This is a genomic window from Clostridium sp. KNHs216, assembly GCF_006714885.1.
In the GTDB taxonomy this organism is placed as follows: domain Bacteria; phylum Bacillota; class Clostridia; order Oscillospirales; family Acutalibacteraceae; genus Caproiciproducens.
Window position 1 is genome coordinate 3,639,386 of the sequence record NZ_VFMF01000001.1, and the last position, 25,388, is coordinate 3,664,773.

Annotated in this window: 25 protein-coding genes; 12 read left to right on the top strand and 13 right to left on the bottom strand. The window is 51.4% G+C overall.

The window, feature by feature from the left end; translation table 11 throughout:
• The first annotated feature begins 22 nt into the window (after positions 1-22).
• Positions 23-775, top strand: a complete 753-nt coding sequence (gene gpmA, locus LY85_RS17465; protein WP_141827668.1) for a 2,3-diphosphoglycerate-dependent phosphoglycerate mutase — start codon at positions 23-25, stop codon at positions 773-775.
• Positions 776-846: 71 nt separating this feature from the next.
• On the opposite strand, the gene sufU is transcribed toward gpmA, so the two are convergent.
• The 9 genes from sufU to LY85_RS17510 form a co-directional block, all read right to left on the bottom strand.
• On the bottom strand, positions 847-1,296 hold the full coding sequence (sufU, locus tag LY85_RS17470) for a Fe-S cluster assembly sulfur transfer protein SufU (protein WP_038323369.1): 450 nt from the start codon (positions 1,294-1,296) through the stop codon (positions 847-849).
• The gene (locus tag LY85_RS17475) at positions 1,286-2,518 is read right to left on the bottom strand and encodes a cysteine desulfurase (RefSeq protein ID WP_141827669.1); all 1,233 of its coding nucleotides are present in this window, start codon (positions 2,516-2,518) and stop codon (positions 1,286-1,288) included. Before LY85_RS17475 ends, sufU begins: the two co-directional genes overlap by 11 nt.
• Positions 2,493-3,590, bottom strand: coding sequence for a SufD family Fe-S cluster assembly protein (locus tag LY85_RS17480; RefSeq protein WP_141827670.1), 1,098 nt, complete (start codon positions 3,588-3,590; stop codon positions 2,493-2,495). The genes LY85_RS17475 and LY85_RS17480 overlap by 26 nt, the downstream gene beginning before the upstream one ends.
• A gap of 22 nt (positions 3,591-3,612) precedes the next feature.
• A complete protein-coding gene (gene sufB / locus LY85_RS17485) occupies positions 3,613-5,034 on the bottom strand; it encodes a Fe-S cluster assembly protein SufB (protein ID WP_141827671.1) in 1,422 nt (473 codons plus the stop codon).
• A gap of 17 nt (positions 5,035-5,051) precedes the next feature.
• Entirely contained in the window at positions 5,052-5,798 is a 747-nt protein-coding gene (gene sufC, locus LY85_RS17490; protein ID WP_141827672.1) for a Fe-S cluster assembly ATPase SufC, read from the bottom strand.
• 142 nt (positions 5,799-5,940) lie between these two features.
• Entirely contained in the window at positions 5,941-7,419 is a 1,479-nt protein-coding gene (abc-f, locus tag LY85_RS17495; RefSeq protein ID WP_141827673.1) for a ribosomal protection-like ABC-F family protein, read from the bottom strand.
• Positions 7,420-7,754: 335 nt separating this feature from the next.
• A complete protein-coding gene (locus LY85_RS17500; RefSeq protein WP_243122601.1) occupies positions 7,755-9,137 on the bottom strand; it encodes a sn-glycerol-1-phosphate dehydrogenase in 1,383 nt (460 codons plus the stop codon).
• A gap of 62 nt (positions 9,138-9,199) precedes the next feature.
• Positions 9,200-9,940: a GntR family transcriptional regulator gene (locus LY85_RS17505; protein ID WP_141827675.1), complete on the bottom strand. Its 741-nt coding sequence runs from the start codon at positions 9,938-9,940 to the stop codon at positions 9,200-9,202.
• A gap of 44 nt (positions 9,941-9,984) precedes the next feature.
• The gene (locus LY85_RS17510; protein WP_243122602.1) at positions 9,985-10,686 is read right to left on the bottom strand and encodes a ribulose-phosphate 3-epimerase; all 702 of its coding nucleotides are present in this window, start codon (positions 10,684-10,686) and stop codon (positions 9,985-9,987) included.
• A 586-nt stretch (positions 10,687-11,272) separates the two neighbouring features.
• Here LY85_RS17510 and LY85_RS17515 point away from each other — a divergent pair.
• The 9 genes from LY85_RS17515 to LY85_RS17555 all read left to right on the top strand — a co-directional run bounded on the left by LY85_RS17515 (position 11,273) and on the right by LY85_RS17555 (position 18,898).
• The gene (locus LY85_RS17515; RefSeq protein ID WP_141827677.1) at positions 11,273-11,692 is read left to right on the top strand and encodes a hypothetical protein; all 420 of its coding nucleotides are present in this window, start codon (positions 11,273-11,275) and stop codon (positions 11,690-11,692) included.
• 18 nt (positions 11,693-11,710) lie between these two features.
• On the top strand, positions 11,711-12,187 hold the full coding sequence (locus tag LY85_RS17520; protein ID WP_141827678.1) for a PTS sugar transporter subunit IIB: 477 nt from the start codon (positions 11,711-11,713) through the stop codon (positions 12,185-12,187).
• Between the two features lie 39 nt (positions 12,188-12,226).
• Entirely contained in the window at positions 12,227-13,006 is a 780-nt protein-coding gene (locus LY85_RS17525) for a PTS sugar transporter subunit IIC (RefSeq protein ID WP_141827679.1), read from the top strand.
• Between the two features lie 20 nt (positions 13,007-13,026).
• Positions 13,027-13,869, top strand: coding sequence for a PTS system mannose/fructose/sorbose family transporter subunit IID (locus LY85_RS17530; RefSeq protein ID WP_141827680.1), 843 nt, complete (start codon positions 13,027-13,029; stop codon positions 13,867-13,869).
• A 210-nt stretch (positions 13,870-14,079) separates the two neighbouring features.
• Entirely contained in the window at positions 14,080-15,126 is a 1,047-nt protein-coding gene (locus LY85_RS17535; RefSeq protein ID WP_207705561.1) for an alcohol dehydrogenase catalytic domain-containing protein, read from the top strand.
• A 107-nt stretch (positions 15,127-15,233) separates the two neighbouring features.
• Positions 15,234-16,112: a class II fructose-bisphosphate aldolase gene (locus LY85_RS17540; RefSeq protein ID WP_141827681.1), complete on the top strand. Its 879-nt coding sequence runs from the start codon at positions 15,234-15,236 to the stop codon at positions 16,110-16,112.
• A gap of 58 nt (positions 16,113-16,170) precedes the next feature.
• Positions 16,171-16,434: an HPr family phosphocarrier protein gene (locus LY85_RS17545; protein WP_141827682.1), complete on the top strand. Its 264-nt coding sequence runs from the start codon at positions 16,171-16,173 to the stop codon at positions 16,432-16,434.
• Between the two features lie 114 nt (positions 16,435-16,548).
• On the top strand, positions 16,549-18,183 hold the full coding sequence (ptsP, locus tag LY85_RS17550; protein WP_141827683.1) for a phosphoenolpyruvate--protein phosphotransferase: 1,635 nt from the start codon (positions 16,549-16,551) through the stop codon (positions 18,181-18,183).
• Positions 18,184-18,220: 37 nt separating this feature from the next.
• Positions 18,221-18,898 (top strand): transaldolase family protein, encoded by a 678-nt coding sequence (locus LY85_RS17555; RefSeq protein WP_141827684.1) that lies wholly within the window; start codon positions 18,221-18,223, stop codon positions 18,896-18,898.
• Positions 18,899-19,135: 237 nt separating this feature from the next.
• Here the strand turns inward: LY85_RS17555 and sigK are convergent, their stop codons facing one another.
• The gene (gene sigK, locus LY85_RS17560) at positions 19,136-19,822 is read right to left on the bottom strand and encodes an RNA polymerase sporulation sigma factor SigK (protein ID WP_038323394.1); all 687 of its coding nucleotides are present in this window, start codon (positions 19,820-19,822) and stop codon (positions 19,136-19,138) included.
• A 387-nt stretch (positions 19,823-20,209) separates the two neighbouring features.
• On the opposite strand from sigK, the gene LY85_RS19605 reads away from it, so the two are divergent.
• On the top strand, positions 20,210-20,695 hold the full coding sequence (locus LY85_RS19605) for a hypothetical protein (protein ID WP_243122603.1): 486 nt from the start codon (positions 20,210-20,212) through the stop codon (positions 20,693-20,695).
• A 253-nt stretch (positions 20,696-20,948) separates the two neighbouring features.
• The gene (locus LY85_RS17570; protein WP_141827685.1) at positions 20,949-22,742 is read left to right on the top strand and encodes an aminopeptidase P family protein; all 1,794 of its coding nucleotides are present in this window, start codon (positions 20,949-20,951) and stop codon (positions 22,740-22,742) included.
• Positions 22,743-22,880: 138 nt separating this feature from the next.
• Here LY85_RS17570 and LY85_RS17575 read toward each other — a convergent pair whose 3' ends face one another.
• The 3 genes from LY85_RS17575 to LY85_RS17585 all read right to left on the bottom strand — a co-directional run bounded on the left by LY85_RS17575 (position 22,881) and on the right by LY85_RS17585 (position 25,342).
• The gene (locus LY85_RS17575) at positions 22,881-23,645 is read right to left on the bottom strand and encodes an amino acid ABC transporter ATP-binding protein (protein WP_141827686.1); all 765 of its coding nucleotides are present in this window, start codon (positions 23,643-23,645) and stop codon (positions 22,881-22,883) included.
• A 10-nt stretch (positions 23,646-23,655) separates the two neighbouring features.
• Complete coding sequence (locus LY85_RS17580; RefSeq protein WP_141827687.1) at positions 23,656-24,297, bottom strand: amino acid ABC transporter permease; 642 nt, start codon at positions 24,295-24,297, stop codon at positions 23,656-23,658.
• A gap of 187 nt (positions 24,298-24,484) precedes the next feature.
• A complete protein-coding gene (locus LY85_RS17585; RefSeq protein WP_141827688.1) occupies positions 24,485-25,342 on the bottom strand; it encodes an amino acid ABC transporter substrate-binding protein in 858 nt (285 codons plus the stop codon).
• Between the last annotated feature and the right edge of the window lie 46 nt (positions 25,343-25,388).

Genomic DNA, 25,388 nt, shown 5'->3' on the forward strand with positions numbered 1-25,388 from the left:
GGACGGTTAAGGAGGACATAAAATGAAACTGGTTTTGGTCCGGCACGGGGAAAGCGAGTGGAATCAGAAAAATCTTTTTACGGGCTGGGCGGATGTCGGCCTTTCGGAAAACGGCAGGCGCGAGGCGGCGGAAGCCGGCGTTCTGCTGAAACAGGAGGGCTATGATTTTGACATATGCTATACTTCCTATTTAAAAAGGGCGATTCAGACTTTGAATCTGACGCTTGAGCAGCTTGACCGCGAATGGCTGCCGGTTGTAAAATCGTGGAAGCTCAACGAGCGGCATTACGGGGCGCTGCAGGGGCTGAACAAAGCGGAGACCGCCCAAAAGTACGGGGAGGACCAGGTGAAAATCTGGAGGCGCTCCTTTGACGTCAGGCCGCCGGAGCTCGCGGAGGACGACAAGCGCAATCCGAAATTCGACCCCGCGTACAGAAACGAAATCAAACAGGAGCTTCCCCTCTGCGAAAGCCTGAAGGATACCATAGACAGGGTGCTGCCCTATTTTGAGGCTGCGATCAAAAAGGATATGCAGGACGGCAAAAGGGTCCTGATCGCTGCGCACGGCAACTCCATCCGCGCGCTGGTCAAGCATTTTGACGGGCTGAGCAAAGAAGAAATCATGGAAGTGAACATCCCGACGGGTGTGCCGCTCGTCTATGAGTTCGACAGGGAGTTCAACGTCCTGCGCAAATACTATCTGGGCGATCAGGAACTGCTGAAAGCCAAAATGGACCGCGTGGCGAATCAGGGGAAATCTTCCCCTGTCAAATAAGTTCCAATCTTTTCCTATAAAAAGGACGCCTGTCCGGTTTTGTGCCGGGCGGGCGTCCTTTAGTTAGTCCTTTAATTTGCTTCGTGTTTTTCCTTGTCTTTTTCCACGGCGTTCTCCAGCGTGTGCCAGCCCAGGACCGCACACTTTACTCTCGCGGGCATGTGGGAAATATCGCGGAAGGCGATCGCCTCGTCCAGAGCTTCCAACTGTTTTTCGTCCGTAATTTCGTTTTTGATCATTCCCAGAAAAGTCTTGGCAAGCTTTAGCGCTTCGTCGGCGGGCTCGCCCTTGATCAGGTCGATCATGATGGAGGCGGACGCCTGCGAGATCGCGCAGCCGACTCCGGTGAACGCGGCGTCCTCAATGACGTTGTCTTTTATTCTCAGTTCGAGTTCGATTTCGTCGCCGCAGCTGGGGTTGACCCCTTTCAGCACCGTTGTGGGATTTTCAATATGGTGCTTGTTGCGGCTGGAATTGTTGTGTTCCGTAAGAATCTGTGTATAAAGCTCTTTAAGCTCCATAACCGAGCCACCCCCTGACCTTTTTCAGGCCCTCGAGAAAAATATCGATATCCTCTTTCGTATTGTAAAAATACAGGCTCAGCCTGCACGCGGCGTTGATACCCAGATACCGCATCAGTGGCTGGGCGCAGTGGTGACCCGCGCGGATTGCCACGCCGTCCTCATTCAGGATCGTGGCCACGTCGTGCGGATGCACCCCGTCCACATTGAAGGCGATGACGCCGCAGCGGTCCCGGCTGCCGGCTTTGTCTCCGTATACCGACACGTGGGGGATGGCCGCAAGTCCCTGAAGCGCATACGCAAGCAGTTCGGCCTCCGTCTTTTGAATCGTATCATAGCCGACCTTTTGCAGATAGCGGATTGCCTCCGCAAGGCCGACAGCGCCGCCGACGTTCGGGGTTCCGGCCTCGAATTTCTGCGGAAGTTCGGCGAAGGTCGCGTCCTGCTCATATACATATTCAATCATTTCGCCGCCAGTGAGGAAGGGCGGCATCTTTTCCAGAAGGGCCTTTTTGCCGTACAGGACGCCGATGCCCATCGGCGCAAGCATTTTATGCCCGGAAAACGCGGCGAAATCCACATCGAGCTCTCCGACGTTCAGGGGAAAATGGGGAACGCTCTGTGCGCAGTCCAGAACGACGACAGCGCCGGCGCGGTGCGCCGCGTCAATGATTTTCGCGGCCGGATTCACCGTGCCCAGAACATTGGAAACATACGTCACCGCGACCACACGGGTGTTCGGGGTGATCTTTTTTTCGATCTCTTCGTCAGTCAGGCGCCCGGACGCGTCAGGATATAAAAAGTTTAGTTTGACGCCCTTTGCCTTGGCGACCATCTGCCACGGCACCAGATTGCTGTGATGCTCCAGAACGGAGAGGGTGATTTCGTCCCCTTCGCGCAGGAAGGGGAGACCGTAGCTGTACGCCACAAGATTGAGAGATTCCGTAGCGTTGCGCGTAAAAATGATCTCGCTGTCGTCCCGAGCCCCGATCCATTCGGCGACCGTATGGCGCGCGTTTTCATACGCTTGTGTCGCCTGAACGCTCAGTTCGTATAGCCCGCGGTACGGATTGGCATTTTCACAACGGTAGTATTCCTCGACGGCTTTCAAAACGGAAAGAGGCTTTTGGGTGGTGGCGGCGTTATCCAGATAGACCAGACGCTTGCCGTCTCCTTTTTTCTCTAAAATGGGAAAATCATTGAGATAAGGATTCAATTTTATTCAGCCTCTTTTCCACAAAATCGGATACGGCGTGCCTGAGCGCATCGTCCGGAATCTTTTCGGTTGCCGGACGGAACTGTGCTTCAATCACCAGCTTTTTGGCGGCGAGTTCGTCCAGCCCGCGCGACATCAGGTAAAACAGCTTGTTTTCGTCGATCTTTCCGGTTGTCGCGGCATGCTGCCCCTCGACATTTTCTTCTCCGCATAAAATCAGCGGCGCGGTGCGGCTGCGCACCTTCGGGCTGAACAGCAGGCTGTATTCGCTTTCGTGGCCGACCGCCTGCTTTGCGCCCCGCAGAAAGTCGATGGTGCCGCGGAAAATCTTGCTGCTTTCGTCCAGCAGCGCGCCGGAGGCACTGATTTCACTGTTCGTTTTCGGACCTGCGTGTTCCGCGACGACATTCATATCGAGGGAGCGGTCCTGATCGCCGAAGTAAATCGTGTTGTAGTCCATCCGGCTGCCTTTTCCGAGCAGACGGGTCTTGCAGCCCGCGTAAGAGCTCTTGGCGCCGAACTCCACCTGTACGATGTCGACCGCGCCGTTTTCCTGTGTTACCGCGCCGATATTGTCAAAGTTTACGCAGGTGTCACCGAGCAGCTGAACCTGCACCAGATGGATGACGGCGTTTTTTCCCGCAAACAGGCGCGTCAGTCCGCTGTGGAAGCCGGAAACGCCTTCCTTGGAGAGATAGCTCATGACTACCGTGACCTCGCTTCCCTCCTCCGCCACCAACGTATTCCTGTCTACAATGGCCGGATTGCTTTCATCTATATGGTAGGAAAGGAAAATCGGCTGTTCCGGCCGGGTTCCCGCGGGAACGACGGCGGTGATGCCGCAATTCCAATGGTCCTGGACAAAATTTGTGGCATCGGCCCCCAGTGCTGTTTCCAGCTCCGGGACGGGAAGCACGCCGCTGAAAAGTTTTACGCTGTCCGGAACCCGGACAATTTTATTTTCTTTTTTGCAGGGTACGATTTCCGGTATTTCCGCCGGAACGTCCGTGCCGTTTACGCCAAGCCAGCCCCAGGTGGGAACGGGCAGGCTGTTTATTTTCTGAAAAGTTGTATTCATGGATGTCTCCTTTGCACCGGCGTCAGCCGATGGACCCCTCCATTTCCAGTCTGATCAGGTTGTTCATTTCCACCGCGTATTCCATCGGAAGCTCCTTCGCGATCGGCTCCGCAAAGCCGGTGACGATCATCGCCTTTGCGTCCTCTTCGGACAGCCCCCTGCTCATCAGGTAGAAGATCGCGTCATCGCTGATGCGCCCGATCTTCGCCTCGTGCCCGATGTCGACATTGTCGTTCTGGATATCCGTTACCGGGATGGTGTCCGAGCGGGAGCGGTCGTCCAGCATCAGGGATTCGCATGAAACGGAGGATTTGCAGTCGTGCGCGTCCGGCAGGATTTTGACGGAGCTGCGGTAGGTGCAGTTCCCGCCGTCCTTGGAAATCGATTTGGTGCTGATATTGGAGTAGGTGTAGGGCGCGGCGTGTACGACCTTCATGCCGGTGTCGAGCGACTGACCCTTGCCGGAGAAGGTGATGCCCGTGAATTCCATGCGGGCTTTTTCACCCTTTAGGATGCTCATCGGGTACAGATACGATACATGGGAGCCGAACGAGCCGGAAACCCATTCCATGCTGGCGCCCTTTTCGACCAGCGCGCGCTTGGTGTTCAGATTGTACATGTTCTTCGACCAGTTTTCCACGGTCGAGTAGCGCAGGTGCGCGTTTTCGCCCACGTACAGCTCCACACAGCCCGCGTGCAGATTGGCGACGTTGTATTTGGGAGCCGAGCAGCCTTCGATAAAATGGAGGCTTGCGCCCGCGCCCACGATAATCAGGGTATGCTCAAACTGCCCCGCGCCCGGCGCGTTCAGCCGGAAATAGGACTGCAGCGGTACTTCCACATTGACTCCGGGCGGCACATATACGAACGACCCGCCGGACCAGACCGCCCCGTGCAGCGCCACAAATTTGTGGTCCTCGGGCGGAACCAGCTTCATAAAGTGCTTTTTCACCATCGGCCCGTACACCGGGTCGTGAATAGCGCTTTCCATATCGGTATAAATCACGCCCTGGCGGCTGACTTCCTCGCGCAGGTTGTGATAAACCACCTCGGAATCGTACTGCGCGCCGACGCCGGAAAGATAATCCCGTTCCGCCTTCGGAATGCCGAGCCGTTCAAAGGTGTTTTTGATATCGTCCGGGACCTCCGTCCATTTGGCGCTCATTCGGGTATCCGGGCGGATATAGGTGATGATCTGCTCCATATCCAGTCCGTCCAGCGACGGGCCCCACGAGGGCATGGGGAGGCGGTTGTAAACCTGAAGGGATTTCAGCCGGAAAAGCCGCATCCACTCCGGGTCGTTTTTCTTGATTGCAATTTCGTTGACGATCTTTGCGGTCAGTCCCTTTTCGACCTGAAAAGAGGCGTTGACCTTGTCTTTCACATCGTAAATACTGCGGTCGATATCTTCCACATAGGTCTTTCTGACACCTGTATCTCTCAATTCGGTTTCCTCCTCCGTCAGCCCGCGGCGGCCGCGGTGAGCTGCTGAAAGCCGGCTTTGTTGATCTGGTCGATCAGCGAGCGGGGACCGGTTTTCACGATTTTTCCGTCCATCAGGACGTGGACATAATCCACGTTCAGGTATTCGAGAATTTTGGTATTGTGCGTAATCACAAGCAGGGAATTGTCCCTGTTCTTGAATTTCTCCACACCCTGTGAAACGATTTTTACCGCGTCCACGTCCAGCCCCGAATCCGTTTCGTCAAGAATGGCGAGCTTCGGGTTCAGCATCAGCATCTGAAGGATTTCGGACTTTTTCTTTTCGCCGCCGGAGAACCCCACGTTCAGGTAGCGCGAAGCGTATTCCCCGTCCATGCCGAGTTCTTCCATTTTTCCTTTTAGATCTTTCTGATAGGCAAACAGCTTCACGGGCTTGCCGGTAATTGCCGTGCGTGAAGTCCTCATAAAGTTTTCCAGCGTGACCCCCGGAACCTCTTCCGGATTTTGGAACGATAAAAACAGCCCCGCCTTTGCGCGCTCATTCGTGGGTTCCCGGGTGATGTCCTTGCCGTCGAACACGATCGAACCTTCGTCCACACGGTATTGAGGATGTCCCATAACCGTATTGACCAGCGTGGATTTCCCCCCGCCGTTGGGTCCCATCAGCACATGGATTTCCCCTTGGCCTACGGACAGGTTGATCCCTTTTAATATCGCTTTGTCATCTGCGCTGACGCGCAGATTTTTTATTTCCAACAGTGACACCGCATTACACCTCTTTTAAACTTAATGTATACTAAATTAGTGTACATTATCATTATAACACCATTTTTTTGTTTTACAAGCGAAATAATCCATTAAATTCAAGAGTTTCACACGGCTGACTTTGGTTATTATGTTTCAAAGCTTAAAGAAGAATCCGGCGGGTTGCTATGGAGTCGACAAACGAACTGTCGTGTTCCACAAACAGCATGGTCGGCCGGTATTTCAGAAGGAGCTCTTCGATCTGCATACGCGACAGAACGTCGATGAAGTTGAGCGGTTCATCCCAAAGATACAGATGCGCCTGCTCGCAGAGGCTTCTCGCGATAAGCACCTTCTTTTTCTGGCCTCCGCTGAAATCCATCATGTCCTTTTCAAACTGCGTCCTTGAAAAGTCCAGCTTGCGCAGAATCGCCTTGAACAGGCTTTCGTCAATATGGCTTTCTTCCGCGTAGTCTTTTAAATTTCCCCGCAAAAAGGAGGTATCCTGGGGAACGTAGGAAATGATCAAATTTTTTCCCACTTGCAGACTGCCGGTGAAATTGATTTCTTCCCCGGTCAGAAGCTTGAGGATACTGGATTTTCCACAGCCGTTTTTGCCGCACAGCGCAATCCGGTCGCCCCGGCTGACCGTGAAAGAAAGACCGCCGAAGACCCTTTTGTCCCCGTAAAGAACGGAGAGGTTTTCGAGTTCGACCAGCCCGTTTTTGGGGTATTCCAGCGGCTTGACGGACAGGCTTTCGGCTGTTTCGATATTTTTCAGAAGCTGTGCCTTTTCCTGCGCCGCCTTTTCCTTGCGCGCTTCAATCGCGCCCGCCCGCTTCATCATTTTGGCCGCCTTGTGGCCGATGTAGCCTTTGTCCGGCTTCAGGCCGGAATTCAGGCTGCCGATTTTTGTTTTTTCCACTTTATCCGACCATCCGGCGGTTCTTTTCGCCGCGGCGGAAAGCTGGCCGATCTGTTTTTTCAGCTTTGCGTTTTCCTCGGTTTCAAACTGGTCCTGCATTTCCTTGTTATGCAGCCACGAAGAAAAATTCCCTTTCTGGATTTCAATATTGGTTTTGTTGATGGACAGGACGTGATCGATGCAGCGGTCCAGAAACGCACGGTCGTGGGAAACCAGAATAAATCCCTTTTTTGTGTTCAGATAATCGCCGACGATTTTGCGGGCTTCCATGTCCAGATGATTGGTCGGCTCGTCAATCAGCAGAAAATGATGGTCGTTCAGAAACAGCGCGGCCAGCAGAACCTTGGTCTGCTCCCCGTTGCTCAGTGTCTTAAATGGGCGGTACAGGACGTCCTGAGAAACGTCCAGCAGGGACAGCTCCCGGTTCAGCTGCCAGAGTTCCGCATGAGGGCAGATGCTGTTGACCGCGTCCAGCGTGTCCTGCGCTTTGTCCGGAATGTCGAAGGGGAAATAGCCGAACGGCACGGAAGACGAAATCGTCCCGGCATACTCGTATTTTCCCATCAGAAGATTTAGAAACGTGGTTTTTCCCCGCCCGTTCCTGCCTGTAAATCCAAGCTTCCAGTCGGTGTCGATCTGGAAGGAGACGTTTTCAAATATGGTATCATAGCTTCCGTCATAGCAGAAGGTCAGGTTGCTGATCTGAATCAGCGACATAAGCATACACCTCCGATAAAAATAAAAGGTCTGCAGGAAAGTCAATTCCTGCAGACCGAAAATACAGCGCCGGACACTCCACACCCAAAGGCATGGAGATGTTCTGAACTTTATTCCGAATTCCGGGGTATTAAACTTGCAACTTTCCTGCTTACGCACAGCAAAACAAACAGCCCAAACACTGTTTCTTTTGAAGTACACTATTCAATTCATAGTCAGCAAGAAAAATTGCGCATCTTTTCAACTCCAGTTCTTATTTTTATCGTTCTTACTATATCATGCCCGTTTTGCCGTGTCAAGTCAACAGGCAAAACCGGAACGGGAGATACAAACATCTAAACAGCGGAGGCCCGGTCTTTCGGCTGTAGGCTTTTAAAATAATCGGCTGCTTTCAGCGCCATTTCCTCCGCAATACCGAGATCCCATAAAAGCTGCAGCAGCGTGTAACGGTCGCGTACTTCCTTGGCGACAAGAATACTGTCAACCACCGTTTCGTCATCCACGCCCACCTGGCGGGGATTGATCGGCGCGTCCAGTCTGGACAGCATCTTTTCTATTTCCTCCACAGGCGGCAGCCGCGAAATGATTTCCAGAATTTCCGGCCAGTGCTGCTCAATGCTCCGGATGCGTACCGCATGGGTTTCCGGCGCGTTCTTTTTGGCTTTCTTCTCCAACTCGATGACGCCCAGGGCGGCCGGGCCGAAGGTAGCCGTGATTTTTTTCTCCCATTGGCCGTAATCAAAATTCTGGACGGTACGGTGCGCTTTTTCAAAATCAACGGACATCTTTGCAAGCTCTTTATAAAGATAAACAACGGCGACCGTTCCGATCCCGACCTTCGTTCCGTGAAGCACGGGCCTGCGCCCTTCAAATAAAAATTTCATCTCCCAGAAATGGGAAATATGATGCTCGCTGCCGGAGGCGGGACGGGAATTTCCGGCAAACCCCATTGCCATGCCCGTCAGCACCAGCGCTTCCATAATGTTTCCGATCACCTTCGGGTCGCGGGTCTTTACCAGTTCAATATTGCCGACGACCTTTTGAATGGAGATATCCACCATCTTGACAATGTTTTTACAGTAATATTCTCCGTTTACTATATGAGAAATTTTCCAGTCGGTAATACAGGTATATTTCCCCAGAATGTCGCCCAGCCCGGCCGTAATCATATTCATAGGAGCTTTGCAGAGAATGTCCAGATCCCCGATGATGACCTGTGGGATGTGGGTGGGGTAGGTCGTTTTTAAATGTCGGATAATCAAAGGGGCGCCGTCGGAAGCGAAACCGTCCATGGAGGGTGCGGTTGCGACGATAAAATAGTCGAGCCCCAGCTTATAGCTGATAAATTTGCAGAGATCGTTGATGGTTCCGGTGCCGACGGCAATGATGAGGTCCGCGCTCCTGTCGAAAGCGGCGATTACTTCGCCGAGGGCTTCTTCGTCCGGAACAACGTCCTCCTGGTTTAAAACATACAAGGAATTTTCGCATCCGGCCTTATCCAGTATTTCTTTGACTCTCTTTCCGCCTGCCTTGTAAGTATTGGCATCACAGACAAGAAAGGATCTGCGGTGGCCGTTCTTTTGGATGTAGTATGGAAGCTTTTCCACGGCTTCGGAGGATATGTCCACATCCTTCAGGCTTGTGCTATGGCTTTTTCCACAGTCGCAGGGAAAGGTCTGATTTAAGTAATCGGAAATAGAAAAAGCTTCAGGATTCATGATTATTACTCCTTCCCTTGATAAGCGGTTTCTGCAGAGCAGATGTGCTGCGCGGAAACGGATTACCGGGTATGTGCGTCCCTGTTAAATTCAAACCGGGTTTTATAGGCAGGGACCTTTGTAGTGACGTATTCGATAATTCTGTTGTCGCTGTCATGCGCCAGAGCGAAAAGGATCATCAGCGGGTCTCCCGGGTCGATCTGCAGGTGCATGGCCTGATAAGCGTTTGCCGGACGGACTTCAATGGCCTGATATTCCACGTCGGGATTAATCCCATGCTCCCGGAAAGTATTGTAAAGCGACTTATCGGTAAAGTCGATCTTTATCAGATCGGGGGAAATGTACAGGGGAATATAGCTTTCCGTCAGGGTCACGGGCTGATCGTCGATAAATCTGAGACGCAGCAGATGAAAAACGTCGTCATCCTGTGCGATCCCCAGCTTTTCCGCGATCTGGGACGACGCATGCTCCACATTCTGAAGGAGCACCTTGCTTTTGGTGATTTTGCCCTGATCCAGCTCGTCGTTATAAAAACCGATCCCACTGTGAAGCCGGTGGCAGCTGTCCGCCTGATTGCCTGTGAAAAAGGCCCCTTTTCCGCGCATCCGGATGATTTTTCCGTCCGCTTCCAGCAAATCCATCGCCTTTCTGATGGTGGAGCGGCTGACATCGAATTTTTCACACAGCTCCCGTTCGCTCGGCAGACTGAAAAAATAGTCCTTGTCGCCATACAATTCCAGAATATCGTTTTTAATTTGCAGATAAAGCGATTTGCTCTCGCTGTCTGTTTCTTTTTTTACCATTGGAAATTCCTCCCGAATACTGTTAATGAGACATTTTCTTTTCCTTAGGAAGCAGGAATATGGGGTTTTATGGCTCGGAGCATATCCAGTGCGTTTTCTGAAATACTCTTTTTGCCTGTGAAAAGTCCGGAGGTTCCTCCCGTAAGAACATTTGCACCCGCTTGTGTGACAAGTGGTATCGTTGTGATGTTTATGTTGCCGTCGGCCTGAATATCCGCGGTAAGCCCGGCATTGTTCAGCATCCGGCGCATTTTGCGGATATGCTCTACCGCCTGGCTCTGGATTTTCTGGCCGGAAAATCCGGGGTTTACGGTTAATTTGAGAATCATGGGGACCTCCCTTGAGAGGGATATAAAATCATCGCCGGGTTCGGTCGTGCACTTATAGGCTAGAACAGGCTGAGAACCGTACTTTCGGATAAGGTCGAAGGTCGCAAGAGGGTTCTGCATGGCTTCGTAATGGACGGAAATATAGTCCGCGCCCGCCTTAGCAAAGGACTCTATGTATTTCTCAGGCTCGTAGACTGCGAGGTGCACTTCAATGGGAAGTGCGGTCACCGGACGCATTTTTTCCAGTGTGGTCTGTCCCAATATAAAGCAATCGTTAAAACGTCCGTCGACAACATCAAAGTGGAAAAAGGACACGGATGACTGTTCAACCTCTTTGATCTGACTTTCCAGGTTGCACAGGTCCATGCAGGATACGGAGGCGGATATGTAAAATGGTTTTCGCTGTACCGTACGCACGATCATCTTCCCCCAGTTCTGTGAAATAGGGCTTGCTTTTAAAACCTGATATTATCATAGCACTGATTTATTTAAAATACAAGTGGTATTTATTTTTGAAAAGCATTTTTCGATAAATTCCGGTATACAATAAAAAGATATCTCTAAAATGCGCTGTTTCTTCCATTTTTATACAGATATAGTGGATTTTTCGAGCAAAACGGCGCGGATTCTTCCAATAGAACAGAATGTGCGCCAATGGATACTATATTTAAGGGAAAGAGCAGATTTATAAAAAAGTAGAAGACCTTTTGTATTTTTAATAACGAGCTCATTTTAAAGAAAAGCTGCTTGTTAATTAAATGCCAATGGTTTGGACTTAATGCCTATATATAAATTTATTTTTAAGTTTATTTGTGCAATGTTAAGAATATGGCTAAGACTATATGTGATTAATATACAAATTAATTTAAATACATCAAATATTATTGACACTAATGGCATGGCATGCTATATTAAAAGCACGAGAGATAGGTACCAAATGTATTTTAATAATAATAACATTTGGTATAATAATTCGGTATGACAATGAAGGAGGTGAAAAGGAATGATCGGAGTGGTGGTTGTTACCCATGGCGATTTGGGAAAAGCGTGTGTGGAAGCAGTCGAACTGATCGCGGGGCCTCAGAGCAACGTCAGGGCGCTGGGTCTGCATCACGGAGACGCCCCGGAGGAACTTGAAAAAGATATCCTCAATGCGGTGAAGGAACTGGATGAAGGGGAAGGGGTACTTGTACTGGTTGATTTTTACGGAGGAACCCCGGCCAACCTCGTTCTGAAATGCATGTGCTCCAGTGAATTCCTGTGTATTGCGGGGGTAAATATGCCCATGATGGTCGAGGCGCTCACTATGAGAAAGGGCTGTACAGTGGAGCAGCTGGAAAAAAACTGCATTGCGGCGGGGGAAAGCAGCTTCATTGAACTTCACGAAATGTTCAGGTCCCTGATGAATCGATCGGAGAATTAAGAAGGAGTGGAAAGAATCATGAGCGAAATCGTTTTGACAAGAATCGATGACAGACTGGTTCACGGACAGGTAATGACATCATGGCTGAATTACACCAGCGCGAACAAAATTATGATCGTTGATGACGGCGTCGCAAAGGATATGTTTATGAAAAGCGTGCTGGCTACCGTGCTGCCCGCCAACATATCCCTCGAAATCTATGACATTGCCGATGCGAGTGAAAGAATCAAAAAAGGATTTTCACCGAAGGATAAGGTTATTATCCTGGCCAAATTACCTGCTACCATCTGGCGGATGATGGAAAACGGCGTGACTCTTGACAAGGTCAATGTCGGCGGAATGGGCGTAAGCGGAACCAGAAAGAAATTCTATAAGAATATCGCGGTTTCGGAGGAAGAAAAGGAAATCTTCAAAAAAATAATAGCGACCGGATGTACTGTGACGATCCAGATCATTGCCGAAGACAAGGCGACGGATATATCGAAATTGCTGTAGGTACAGCATTTATATATTAAAAAAGGGGAGGAAAAAACAGTGCATATTACTTTATTGCAAGCGTTTCTGATCGGCGTGGTTTATTACCTTGGCACCGTCGGTACACCGTGGCTGACTCTGTTGGGAAGTATCAGCTTCATGTACAAACCGCTGGTGGCAGGTACCATTGTCGGGTTCATTATGGGGGACCCGGTACAGGGATGTATCATCGGCGCCGCGATCAATCTGCCGTATATTGCGTTTATTTCGGCAGGCGGAACCGTCCCGGTGGACCCGGGCCTTGCTGGAAGCCTTGGAACCGCTCTGGCGCTGGCCGCGAATGTGCAGCCGGCCGTTGCCACAACGGTCGCGATTCCGCTGGGCCTTCTGGGAACACTGATCTGGGTTCTCCATATGACGGTGGATGTGTTCTTTGTCCATATGGCGGATAAGGCCGCCGCGGAAAGCGATCTGAAGAAAATCTGTTTCCTACATATTGTTCCGCCGCAGATCTTTATGTTCCTCATCTGTGTGGTTCCGGTTACGCTGGGCGCATATTTCGGCGTCAGCTATATTTCCCCGATGATCAAGGCGCTGACGGGGACTCCGCTGCACGTACTCCAGGTAATCGGCCAGATCCTTCCGGCTATTGGAATCGCGATGAATCTTCGTGCCATCAGCCGGCCCGGGACCCTGCTGTTCTTTATCCTTGGCTTCATTCTGAAGACGTACACCAGTCTGAATGTTATTACCATCGCCATTATGGCCGGCATTGTCGCATATTTCTATACGAAACTGACGGAAGGAAACTCTTCTGCGGGCAACAGCCTTGCAGGATAACGGAGAAGGGGTGAAATAGAATGGCAGAAACGAACAACAATGCCGTAAAGGCAAAGAAATTATCGAAAAAGGACGTAGTAAAGGCATTCTGGAGATGGACCTTTTTCTCTCATGCCAACTACAACTACGAACGTCTGGAAGCAACCGGACTGGTCTATTCAATGTCTCCCATCATTAAAAAACTGTACGGCGACAATCCCGAAGAGTACAAAGCGGCGATCCTTCGCCATATGCAGTTTTACAACACGGAACCGCATTTCGGCGGGGTCATCAACGGAATCGTCATCGCCATGGAGGAAGAAAGGGCGAACGGCGCGGACATCAGCGATGAGGCGATCAACGGTGTCAAAACCGGCCTGATGGGTCCCTTCGCGGGAATCGGCGACACACTGTGGCAGGGCACGCTCACGCCGATCCTGCTTGCGTTCGGTATCAGCCTGGGAGCGCAGGGGAACCTGATGGGCCCGGTGCTCTACGGCCTTCTGATGTTCGGCATCATGCTGCCGATTGCCTACATTGTTTGGATGAAAGGATATCAGCTTGGCAAAGAAGGATTGGAGTCCCTGCTGGGCGGAAATCAGCTGAAAATGATTATCACGGGCGCTTCGGCAATGGGGGCGATCGTCCTGGGTGCATTGGCCTCCTCGTTTGTGGCGGTCTCTTCCCCCCTGATCATCCAGATCGGCGCGGTGAAGCTGTCCCTGCAGGCCGACGTTTTTGATAAGCTGTTCAAGGGCATTATTCCGCTGCTTATTACTCTGGGCACCTTGTTCCTGCTGAAAAACAGACGGATGAAGTCTACGACCGTCCTGTTTATCCTGATTGCATTGGGCGCTGTCTGCGGCCTGTTTGGAATATTCTGATAGTATGCCGGCCGCCTGCGGAAACTCTGCCGGGCGGTCGGTATTATCTGGTCAGGCATGTGGCTTATGTGAAAAATGGGACTCTTTTGTGTCCTTCTGCACGAACTGTTCCATCTGAATTATGGGAAATCGCCGGTCATAGAAATATGACCGATATTACACAGACAACAAACATTTTAGTAAATGTTATATAAATTGGAGGTTGAAGAAATGGATGGTACGATGAAAACGGCTGTTTTCACAGGCCCGAAAAAAGTAGAGCTTCGGCAATGCCCGATTCCGCAGGTGGGAAAGGAAGATGTGCTGGTAAAAATTGACGCCTGTGCGATTTGTACATGGGAGCAGAGAGTTTATACCGGCGTAAAAAAAGTGGAATTTCCCTTTATCGGCGGACATGAAATGGTGGGCCGGATTGTTGAAATGGGGTCCAGGGTGGACAAACGTCAGTGGAAAGTCGAGGAAAGGGTAGCGGTGGGCGTCATGCTTGCCTGCCAGAACTGCTACTTCTGCAAAACGGGAAATACGCAGAGCTGCGAATACTTTGACCACAGCAAGCATCTGGAGGGCCTTCCCGAAAAGGGGATGGGAGGATTCAGCGAATATTTACTGGTCCCTTCTGAGAACCTTTTTAAATATGACAAAATTTCACCCGAAGAAGCCACGATCACGGAGCCTCTTTCGTGTGTCCTGCACAGCGTGGAGACCGCAAACGTCCAGTTCGGGGACACGGTGCTTGTCATCGGCTGCGGCATTATGGGACTGCTCCATGTGCTGCTGTCCGTCAGAAAAGGAGCGGTTGTCGTCGCGTCCGACGTAAACGGGGAACGGCTGAAGCTAGCGAAGGAGCTGGGCGCGGCCTATACGGTGAACCCGTCCGAAGAGAATCTGCGGGACAGGGTGAAAGAAATTTCCGGGGGAATCGGGGCGCAGGTTGTATTCGATACGACGCCGATCGCCGCTGTCGCGGAAGACGCGATCAAATGCGCCGGGCAGATGGGAAAAGTCGTCCTGTACAGCTCATTCTATCCGGACACCCCGGTCAAATTCAGCCCGGACTGGCTTCACAAGGGGGCGGTGCAGATTCTCGGCACAGCCAATTCCAATGAACGCGATTTTGTCAGGGCGACCCGCATGCTTTCGGAAGGCGTTGTAAATGTAAAGCCCTTTGTCAGCGAGGTTTACGAGTTTGAAGATATTCAGAGCGCGCTTGAGTCCGCAATCAAGGGAGACAAATTCAGGGTCGTTTTAAAAATGTGAGGGAGCCTGCCTGAAAATTTATATTCGACATCCTGAATAAATTGCCTGTGAATACATACGGCAGAAGAATTTGATTCTCGACTAAAAACAGAATGGAGATGCAGAAGATGTTAGTTACACTCAATGAAATCCTGCGGGACGCAAAAGAAAAGAAATATGCCGTCGGGGCCTTCAATGTTCCGAATCTGGAAGCGGTCATGGCGGTGGTGAGCGCGGCCGAGGAACTGAATGTGCCCGTTATTTTAGCGCACGCCGAGCTGCACGACTCGTACATACCAATAGATGTCATCGGTCCCATTATGCTGGATTTTGCAAAAAAGGCGAAGGTTCCCGTTTGTGTCCATTTTGATCACGGCGTTTCCTTTGACAAATGCATACAGGCAATTCGTTTGGGCTTTACCTCCATCATGTATGACGCCTCGGGCAAATCCTATGAAGAAAATCTGGCGGAGACGACGGAGATTGTCCGGATCGCCCATTCCGTGGGAGTTTCGGTGGAAGCGGAGCTGGGCCATATTTTCACCTCCGCGATCGGCGGCGGCGAAGGCCGCGGCGCGGTGGATTCCTCCAGCTACGCCAGTCTGGACGACTGCTATACCAATCCGGACCTTGCGAAGGAATTTGCGGAAAAAACCGGCGTGGACGCGCTGGCCATTGCCTTCGGGACGACGCACGGCGTTTACCTTACCAAGCCGGTATTGGATTTCAATCGCATTACGGCAGTGAAGGACAAGATTGATATGCCCTTTGTCATGCATGGCGGCTCCGGGGTATCGGATGAAGGCTACCGTGAAGCCATCAGCCGCGGCATTGCCAAGATCAATTATTACACCTATATGTCCCTGGCGGGAGGGGATGCCGTCGCCGCTCATGTAAGAGTCAAAAAAGAGGACGAAAAGGTATTTTTCCATGACGTTGTCCTAGCGGGAATGGAAGGAATGAAAGAGGACGCCAAAAGAGCGATGAAAGTATTTAACAACAAATAAATCCGAATAACGGTCCACCATAAAATTCAAAAAATAACAGAAAAGCGAGAACAATCTTATGGTTAATCAGAGAATTGTTATCAGAATCAAATTCGGACTTCACGCCAGACCGGCCGGCGTCCTGGCGAAAATCGCGCAGCAGTTTGCGTCGGATGTAAAAGTGGTCATCGGCGAAAAAGAGTATAATGCCAAATCCATCATGGGGCTGCTTGCCGCCGGTATCCAGAACGGTACGGAGATTCAGATCAGATGTACCGGTGAGGATGAAATCAAAGCGCTGCATGCGATCATCCCGGCAATTGAATCCGGACTGGGAGAATAACGCCTGATCCACCGGCTTTTATCATCCGGTGGATCAGACTTCTTTTCGGGGATGAATTTTGATGAAGCAATTACCCCTGCCTGCTTCATCAGGCTTTTAAAGGAGGAAACGACGTTGATAACTTTGAATGGTAAAGGCGTTTTTAGCGCGATTGCAATAGGAAGAATCCGCTACTTTACATTCCATCAGGAACAGATCGAAAAATACAATGTAGAAGACATCGAAAAGGAAATCGGGCGCTTTCATGCGGCCGTACGGCAGGAAACAGCGGAACTGGAAACGCTGTTTAAAAAAGCCGTAGAGGAGGTAGGGGAAAAAGACGCCCGGATTTTTCAGATTCATCAGATGATGCTGGAGGACGAAGATTTCTTCCGGTCGGTTGAAGAAATCATTCGGACGGAGAAAATCAACGCCGAGTATGCCGTTCATCAGGCCGCTTCCGCCGCGGAGCAGGTGCTTGCCGGCTCGCAGGACGAATACCTCAGGTCGCGCGCCTCGGATATCCGGGAGGTGTTTTCCGGCCTTGTGAAAATCCTTTCGGGTGCGGCGGCGCAGGAAATTCAGTCTGATCAGCCGGTAATTCTCGCCGCGGACGACCTTACTCCGGGTGAGACAATAAAACTGGATAAATCCAAAATCCTTGCTTTCATCACGGCGAAAGGGTCGTTGAATTCACACACGGCCATTCTGGCCAGAAGCATGGGGATTCCCGCCGTCGTAGCCGTGGGCGAGTCCCTGAATCCGGACTGCAATGGACGGCAGGCCGTTGTCGACGGGGCCTCCGGAACCATTTATCTGGACCCTGATGCAGAGACTCTCCGTGTTTACGGAAAGGCAAAGGCGGAACAGCTGGAAACCGCGTCGGAGCTTCAGCAATTAAAAGGGAAAGAAAATATTACAAAGGACGGAAGGAAAATCAAAATATACGCGAATGTGGGCAGCCTGTCCGACGTGGAAACGGCGCTGGAAAATGACGCGGGCGGAATCGGCCTGTTCCGCAGCGAGTTTATCTATCTTGGACGCAGCGACTTTCCTGCGGAGGAGGAGCAATTCCAGATTTATAAAACTGCCGTTGAGAAGATGGAAGGAAAAGAAGTCATCATACGGACGCTGGATATTGGCGCCGACAAACAGGTGGATTATTTTCAGATGCCTAAGGAAGAAAATCCGGCCATGGGCTGCCGGGCCATCCGTATCTGCCTGACCAGACCGGAAATTTTCCGCACGCAGCTGCGCGCGCTGTACCGCGCTTCAGTTTACGGCAATCTTGCAATCATGTTTCCCATGATCACTTCGGTGGAAGAGGTCCGCGATTGCAAGAAAATCGTGCAGGAAGTGCAAAATGATCTTCTGGCGGAAGGACTGGTCTTTCGTCCGGATGTAAAAACGGGAATCATGGTGGAGACGCCCGCAGCGGCGCTTGTCAGTGACGAACTGGCTGCCGAGGTGGATTTTTTCAGTATCGGGACCAACGATCTTACCCAGTATACTTTGGCGGTGGACCGCCAGAATCCAAATCTGGAGCGGTTCTATCATCCGCATCACAGCGCTGTACTGAAATTGATTCAGATGACAGCGGAAAGCGCACACAGGCATGGGATTCAAGTCGGTATCTGTGGGGAGCTTGGCGCGGACTCGGAGCTGACACAGACTTTTCTGGACTTTGGAATCGATGAACTGTCCGTTTCCGCCTCACGGATTCTGCCTTTGAGAAAAACGGTGAGGGCGATCGACAGAGAATGCCTGTAATAATCATATATCATATTGAAATGGAGGAAAGAAACGAATGCTTTTATTGTTGGATACGGCCGATCTGCAGGAAATAAAAAGATTATGCGACCTGTTTCCTATTGACGGGGTTACTACCAACCCCACCATCCTGAACAGGGAAAAACAAAGTCCCATGGGACATCTGAAGAAAATCAGAGAAATTTTGCCTTCAGACACACAGCTTCATGTGCAGCTCTTGTCCGAAAATGCGGAGAAGATGGTCATAGAAGCACATCATATTGTCAATACGATCGGCGGAAATATTTATGTGAAAATCCCTGTAACCGCGCAGGGAATTAAAGCCATAAAGGCCCTTTCCAAGGAAGGGGTGTCTGTTACCGCGACAGTCGTCCATGCGCCGATGCAGGCGTTTTTTGCAGCGAAAGCCGGAGCAAGCTATGTGGCTCCCTATGTAAACCGGATCGATAACATGGGAGTGGATGGCGTGCAGGCGGTAAAAGAGATTCAAACCATTTTTGCCGAACAAAAAATGGACTGCGGGGTTCTGGCCGCCAGCTTTAAAAATTCCCGCCAGATTACGGAGCTGTGCGCGGCCGGGGTATCGGCGGTGACGGCGGCTCCCGACGTGATGGAGATGCTGATCCGGCATCCTGCCACCGATAAGGCGGACGCTGATTTCCGTAGGGACTTCAATCAATTGGCAGGAACCGGGAAAACAATGCTCGATTTCTAAGGCCGGTGTCCGCTGTTATGCATCGGGAATTGCCGGTCTTGACTTCTTGTCCTTCTCTCATATTCAAAAATCTTTGTCAGTCAGGCGGAAACCAGAAGAGGAAGGGCCGGGATGTTAACATCCCGGCCCTTCCTCTTTCTTGTTTTGTAGGGAGAATCTTTACAGTGCACAAGAGAAACGGAGCATGATTGCCCGGCGGTATCATAAATAAGAAGCTGTTATGTAGTCTCATCCAGACTATTTTGTAAAGCGCTTATACAGAGCGCCAAGCGACTTCTTTTCAATGCGGGATACATACGAGCGGGAGATTCCCAGCTTCTGAGCCACTTCCCGCTGTGTCAGCGGACTGCGGCCGGTCAGACCGTACCGCAGCTCAATAATGGTCTGCTCCCGGGGGGACAGGACCTCGCGGATATACCGTTTGAGCTGCTCCGATTTGATTTTACAGTCAAGGTTGTCAATGATGTTGTCTTCTGTAGCCATTACGTCCATCAGTGTCAGTGCGTTTCCGTCCTTGTCGGTATCGATCGGCTCGTTGATGGAGATATCCTGCGCGGTTTTTTTGGAAGAGCGGAAGAACATCAGCACTTCATTTTCAATGCACCGGGCCGCGTAGCTGGAAAGGCGGATTCCCTTGCTGCTGTCAAACGTGTTTACCGCTTTAATTAAACCGATGGTTCCGATGGAAATCAGGTCGTCCTGATCGTTTGAGTTGGCGTAGTATTTCTTGATGATATGGGCGACCAGGCGGAGGTTGTGTTCAATCAGTTCATTTTTAGCCTTCATGTCCCCGTTTTTCAGCCGCTCCAGACAGTCCCGCTCTTCCTGTGCCGTAAGCGGTCTGGGAAAGGAACCCGAGCCTGTGACGTGAAGAATAAAAAACAGCAGTCCGGAGAGCGCAAATCCAAGTACGGCACCAAGCATATAACCACTCCTTTATATTGTCGTTTGCCATTATATGCCGTCGGGCGCCTGTCCGTTGCAAGTCCGGCAGGTTTTGCAGCCCTTTTATTTCCGTAAACAGAGTTGGAAAAGGCCGAATGATCGTGTAAAATGGGGACGATGAAGGAAGGAAGGGAGTATTTGCAGGAAGCGGAAAATAAAATGGGTACGGTGTCGATGGCGGCGTGTATCCTGATTATATATGGGTTTATAAAAAAACGCTGAAATTCTTTGATTATTTTACATGGTTATGTTAAAATAGCCTTGGCTGGTCCTGCCTGCAATAAATGCCGGCGGACGGCTGTGTTCCGGGTTTACAGGAAGACAACGGGAGCGGAACAGAACATATTTGAAATACAGGTGATAAAGATGCCAAACGGGCAAAGGGGACAGGCTCCTGCCAACTCCCGAAGCATTATCTATCTGAATCCCATAAAAAACGAAATGCTGAGAGGGCATGTCTACAGTGAGTACTACAACAGGATTATGCCGTTTCGCAATGAATGCGAGCTTCTGCGCGGAATGGATGATCTGTTTGACAGCATTTCCTTTCCTCAGGCTTCTTTTCAGGAGCGGGAATTTGATATAAAAAGGGTAAAGGCAAAAATAAAAAGGGTGGATGACGCTGTGGAAGAGACAATGAATAAAATCATGAGTGAAACACCGGCGACCTTTGTCGTAAACGTGCAGTACCGTAAGAATGCCACCTGGCAGGGTACGATTACCTGGGTTGAGCAGAATCAGACGCTTCATTTCCGCAGCGCCCTGGAAATGCTCAAGCTGATGGAGCAGGCTGCCATGAACGGAGCCGTACCGGTCGTCAGCTGGGACGGAAAGAAATCCGAACGAAAATAGAAGAACAAATGCCGTCCGAGTCAGCACCCGGGCGGCATTTGTTGTCCCGGGAAAACTTCCGACCAGGTAAAGTGGCCCGCGAGGGATCGGCTTGACAATCCCTATGATTGAGCCTATACTTTTTTATATTCGCACTACAGCGATTCTATTTCAGTTTGCGGGGGAGAAACGTAAACTTGTTGCAGAATCGACTGGAAATCTGTAATACAGATTCAGGGAAGATGCCATTTTAAGATAGAAGGAGAAATGAATCATGAACAGCGTAAATGAAAGGCTTGCCGCGCTGCGCCGCCAGATGAAGCAGAACGGCGTGCAGGCCTGTATCGTGCCTTCCGCCGACCCGCATATGAGCGAGTACCTGCCCGATCACTGGGCGGCAAGAAGCTATTTTTCCGGCTTTACCGGCTCCGCGGGAACGCTGGTGGTTACGGAAACGCAAAGCGGGCTCTGGACGGACGGGCGGTATTTTATTCAGGCCGCGCATCAGCTGGAGGGCAGCGAAATTACTCTGTACCGCATGGCGGTCAAGGGTGTGCCGACCTATACCGAATTTTTGGCCGAGGAGCTGAATGAGGGCGAAACGGTTGGATTTGACGGCAAAATGCTTTCCGCTGCCGCCGTCGAGGAAATGCGTGAGAAATTCGCCGAGAAAAAGCTGAAAATCAAGGCGGTCGACCTCATTAAGGATATCTGGACGGACAGGCCGCAAATGCCCGCAAGCAAGGTGTTTGTTCACGACGCAAAGTACGCGGGCTATACCTGCAAAGAAAAGCTGGAACAGGTCCGCGCGGAGCTGAAAAAGCAGCATGCCGACGGGGAGATCTTTACCAAGCTGGACTGCGTTGCCTGGCTGATGAATATCCGTGCGGACGACATCGAATACAATCCGCTCGCGGTTTCCTACGCGATGGTTTATTCCGATTCCGCTTACCTGTTTATCAATACCGGCCGCGTTCTGCCGGAAACGCTTGCCTACCTGAAGGAAAACGGCGTCACGGTAAAGGAATACGAGGAAATCGACCGCGCTCTGGAAAAAATCAGTTCCGATAAGACGATTCTGGTTGACCCGGTCAACGTGAATTACGACCTGTATCAGCTTCTGAAGCAGAACCGGCATGTGACCGTCAAAGAGGGCGGCGATACCGTCATTGCCCTCAAGGGGGTCAAGAATGAAACGGAGATTAAAAATATTGTAGAGGCGCATATCAAGGACGGCCGCGCGCTCGTTGAATTCTGTGTCCAATTCGAGGATAGGATGAAGAACGGGGAGACCGTCACCGAATGCACCGTGTGCGATATGCTGCGGGAGTGCAGGGCAAATCAGCCGAACAACAAGGGCGAGAGCTTCGGCACCATCGCGGCCTACGGAGCAAACGCCGCAATGATGCATTACAGCCCGAAACCGGAAACCTGCAGCATTTTGAAAAATCAGGGCTTCCTGCTGATCGATTCCGGCGGACAGTATCTGGAGGGGACGACCGACATCACCCGCACCTTCGTCTTAGGGCCGCTCAGCCGGGAGGAAAAGGAGCATTACACCTATGTGCTGAAAGCGCATATCGCGCTGGCTGCGGCCGTATTTCTGGAGGGCTGCACCGGCGGCAACATCGATATCCTCAGCCGCGAACAGGTGTGGAAGCACGGTATCGATTACCGCTGCGGAACGGGCCACGGCGTGGGGATGTTCAGCGGAGTGCACGAGGGCCCGCAGAACCTGAGGATCAGCAACAATGTCGTTTTCAAAAAGGGCATGACCATCACCGACGAACCCGGTATTTATGAAGAGGGCAAGCACGGAATCCGCACCGAAAACATTCTTCTTGTCACCGATTTTGTCAATAACGAGTACGGTCAGTTCTTAAAATTTGAACCCATTACGTATTTCCCGATCGATACCGCGGGAATCCTGACCGAGCTGATGACGGACGACGAGCTGGAATGGCTGAACAACTACCATCGGACGGTCTGTGAAAAGCTTTCCCCGGGCCTTTCCGGAAAAGAGCTACAGTGGCTGAAGGACCATACTCAGCCGGTTAAAAAGGGATAAAGCAAAGAGACTGTTGAAAACAGTATAATAGTACATAAAAAATGCGTCTTGATTGGGCTTTCAAAGCCGTCTCAAGGCGCATTTTTCATTTTGGGAAGTTCTTTGTATGATTCATTCCGCTTCGTTTACAGTACTCTTTTAATTCTCATTGAAACGGGACAGGAACGCTTTGGTGCGGTCGTTCTGCGTATTGCCGAAAAGCTGTTCCGGGTTTCCCTGCTCGACAATCGTTCCGTTGTCCATAAAGACTACGTAGTCGGCTACGTCCCGGGCGAATTTCATTTCGTGGGTGACGACCACCATCGTCATATGCTCCGCCGCAAGCTCGCGGATGACCTTGAGGATTTCTCCCGTCAGCTCCGGGTCGAGCGCGCTGGTCGGCTCGTCGAAAAACAGGATATCCGGATTCATTGCGAGCGCGCGGGCAATGGACACGCGCTGCTGCTGTCCGCCGGAAAGCTGGCAGGGGTAGGCGTCCGCCTTATCCGCCAGATCCATTTTTTGGAGAAGCTCCTTCGCGGCGGCTTCCGCCTCCGTCTTTGAACGGCGCAGTACGCGGATGGGCGCTTCCATAATGTTCTGCATCACGGAGAGGTGGGGGAAAAGGTTGAAATTCTGGAAAACCAGCCCGATATGCAGCCCGATTTTGCTGCATGCGGCCTTGTCCGAATAGACGGCCCTGCCGTTCCCGTCGTTTTTCACCAGCGTATCTCCACAGATGGTGATCTCGCCGGAATCCACCGTTTCCAGCTGGGTGACGCAGCGCAGCAGAGTGCTTTTTCCCGAGCCGGACGGCCCGATGATCGCGAGCACCTGCCCTTTGGTTACTTCTATTGAAATGCCGTTCAGCACTTTTGTGCCGTCGAAGCTTTTGCAGATGTCTTTAGCGGTTAAGATATGCATTTCCATCCTCCTAACGATAATAGTCCAGCCGGTTTTCAGCCATCGTAAAGAATCTGGTGACCACGCCGTTCATCACAAGATAGAACACGCCTGCAATCACCAGCGGCGTCATGTTGACCGCCGAGGAAACCCAGTTGGAGGTTACCTTGAGCAGCTCTACAATGCCGATCACCTGCGCCAGGGAGGTGTCCTTCACGAGCGTGATGAACTCGTTTCCCATCGGCGGGATAATGTGCTTGACGACCTGCGGCAGGATGATGCGAAAGAAGGTCTGGCCGCGCGTAAAACCAAGCACTTTTGCCGCCTCGTGCTGGCCGCGGGGAATCCCCTCGATCCCCCCGCGGAAGATTTCCGCGAAATACGCCGCGTAGTTCAGGACAAAGGCGACCTCCGCCGCCAGAACGCGGTTAAGCTGAATCCCGAACAGGGGCTTCAGGGCGTAAAAGAAGAACAGAAGCTGCAGCATCAGCGGTGTTCCGCGCATCAGCAGTATGTAAAGCCTGACCGGAAGATTGATGAGCCTGACCTTCGTCATGCGTCCTTTGGCCACCAGCAGACCCAGCGGCAGCGAAAAAATAAGGGTGACAAAAAAGATACGCAGTGACATAAGGGTTGCTTCCAGCATCTGTATCAAAAGCGCCTGATAATTCATGAACGCGACCTCCATAAAGTGTTTGTGTAAAAAAGCCAAAGGCACAGAACCGGACAGAGTCCGGCTCTATGCCGCGCAGGGGAAAAATCTGAATCTGTCCTTCTGAGTGAAGAGAGTGTCCCAGACGACAGTTATAACATGGATTCTTCGGTTACAGTTATCCCTCAGAATGCAACGTGAAATCGTTTTATTTTTCTACGGTGGTAACATCCTCGCCGAACCATTTCTGGGAAATCGTCGCCATCGTACCGTCCGACGCCATTTCCTTCAAAACACCGTTGATCTTTTCTGTCAGCGCGCTGTCCGCCTTGCGGAAGCCGATGACATAGTCCTCGGTGGCAAGAGAGGCGTCCTTGCCGTCCTTGTCCTGAAGCACCTTATAGGCGTTTGGGTTGTTGGTCAGGTAGTAACGGGCAACCACTTCATCAATGCTGATCGCGTCGATGGTGCCGTTCTGCAGCTCCATGACCGCTTTGGAATAGTCGTCGATCTGTACAACGGATTTTAAGGTTTTCTTGAAATCCTCATTCTCGTTCAGGGCGACTTCCGCGGAGGAATCCGACTGCACGCCGATGGTCTTTCCGGCCAGGGACTCAAGCCCCTGATAGGAAGAATCCGTTTTGACGAGGATGATCTGCTCGTTTTTCATATAGGGAATGCTCAGACTGAACTCCTTTTCGCGCTCGTCGGTTTTGCTGAAACCGTTCCACAGGCAGTCGATGTTGCCGTTGTTTAACTCCGCGGTTTTGCTGTCCCAGTCGATCGGCTGTGTTTTCAGCTCAATGTTGAGGCGTTTGCAGGCTTCTTTGGCAAGGTCGATATCAAAGCCGACCAGCTCGCCTGTTTTGGTGTCCACATATCCCATCGGGGGAAAGGCGTCGTCAAGGCCGAGCACCAGCTTGCCCGCTTTCTCAACCTTGGTCCAGGATTCGTCCGCGGCCGACGCGGTACCGGTACTGCCGGCGCTGCTGGCAGCGGTGCCGCCGCAGGCGGCGCAGGAAAGGGCGATGCCCGCCGCTAATAATAAAGATAATATTTTTTTCATTTTAAATACCCCACTTCTCTTCTCATTGGACTCTCCAATATCAGTA

Bases quoted from the DNA above. Each gene is read 5' to 3' on its own strand.
- gpmA (WP_141827668.1), top strand. From the start codon at position 23: ATGAAACTGGTTTTGGTCCGGCACGGGGAAAGCGAGTGGAATCAGAAA.
- sufU (WP_038323369.1), bottom strand. From the start codon at position 1,296: ATGGAGCTTAAAGAGCTTTATACACAGATTCTTACGGAACACAACAAT.
- LY85_RS17480 (WP_141827670.1), bottom strand. From the start codon at position 3,590: ATGAATACAACTTTTCAGAAAATAAACAGCCTGCCCGTTCCCACCTGG.
- abc-f (WP_141827673.1), bottom strand. From the start codon at position 7,419: ATGTCGCTGATTCAGATCAGCAACCTGACCTTCTGCTATGACGGAAGC.
- LY85_RS17500 (WP_243122601.1), bottom strand. From the start codon at position 9,137: ATGAATCCTGAAGCTTTTTCTATTTCCGATTACTTAAATCAGACCTTT.
- LY85_RS17505 (WP_141827675.1), bottom strand. From the start codon at position 9,940: ATGGTAAAAAAAGAAACAGACAGCGAGAGCAAATCGCTTTATCTGCAA.
- LY85_RS17515 (WP_141827677.1), top strand. From the start codon at position 11,273: ATGATCGGAGTGGTGGTTGTTACCCATGGCGATTTGGGAAAAGCGTGT.
- LY85_RS17520 (WP_141827678.1), top strand. From the start codon at position 11,711: ATGAGCGAAATCGTTTTGACAAGAATCGATGACAGACTGGTTCACGGA.
- LY85_RS17530 (WP_141827680.1), top strand. From the start codon at position 13,027: ATGGCAGAAACGAACAACAATGCCGTAAAGGCAAAGAAATTATCGAAA.
- LY85_RS17535 (WP_207705561.1), top strand. From the start codon at position 14,080: ATGGATGGTACGATGAAAACGGCTGTTTTCACAGGCCCGAAAAAAGTA.
- LY85_RS17540 (WP_141827681.1), top strand. From the start codon at position 15,234: ATGTTAGTTACACTCAATGAAATCCTGCGGGACGCAAAAGAAAAGAAA.
- LY85_RS17545 (WP_141827682.1), top strand. From the start codon at position 16,171: ATGGTTAATCAGAGAATTGTTATCAGAATCAAATTCGGACTTCACGCC.
- LY85_RS17555 (WP_141827684.1), top strand. From the start codon at position 18,221: ATGCTTTTATTGTTGGATACGGCCGATCTGCAGGAAATAAAAAGATTA.
- sigK (WP_038323394.1), bottom strand. From the start codon at position 19,822: ATGCTTGGTGCCGTACTTGGATTTGCGCTCTCCGGACTGCTGTTTTTT.
- LY85_RS19605 (WP_243122603.1), top strand. From the start codon at position 20,210: ATGCCAAACGGGCAAAGGGGACAGGCTCCTGCCAACTCCCGAAGCATT.
- LY85_RS17570 (WP_141827685.1), top strand. From the start codon at position 20,949: ATGAACAGCGTAAATGAAAGGCTTGCCGCGCTGCGCCGCCAGATGAAG.
- LY85_RS17575 (WP_141827686.1), bottom strand. From the start codon at position 23,645: ATGCATATCTTAACCGCTAAAGACATCTGCAAAAGCTTCGACGGCACA.
- LY85_RS17580 (WP_141827687.1), bottom strand. From the start codon at position 24,297: ATGAATTATCAGGCGCTTTTGATACAGATGCTGGAAGCAACCCTTATG.
- LY85_RS17585 (WP_141827688.1), bottom strand. From the start codon at position 25,342: ATGAAAAAAATATTATCTTTATTATTAGCGGCGGGCATCGCCCTTTCC.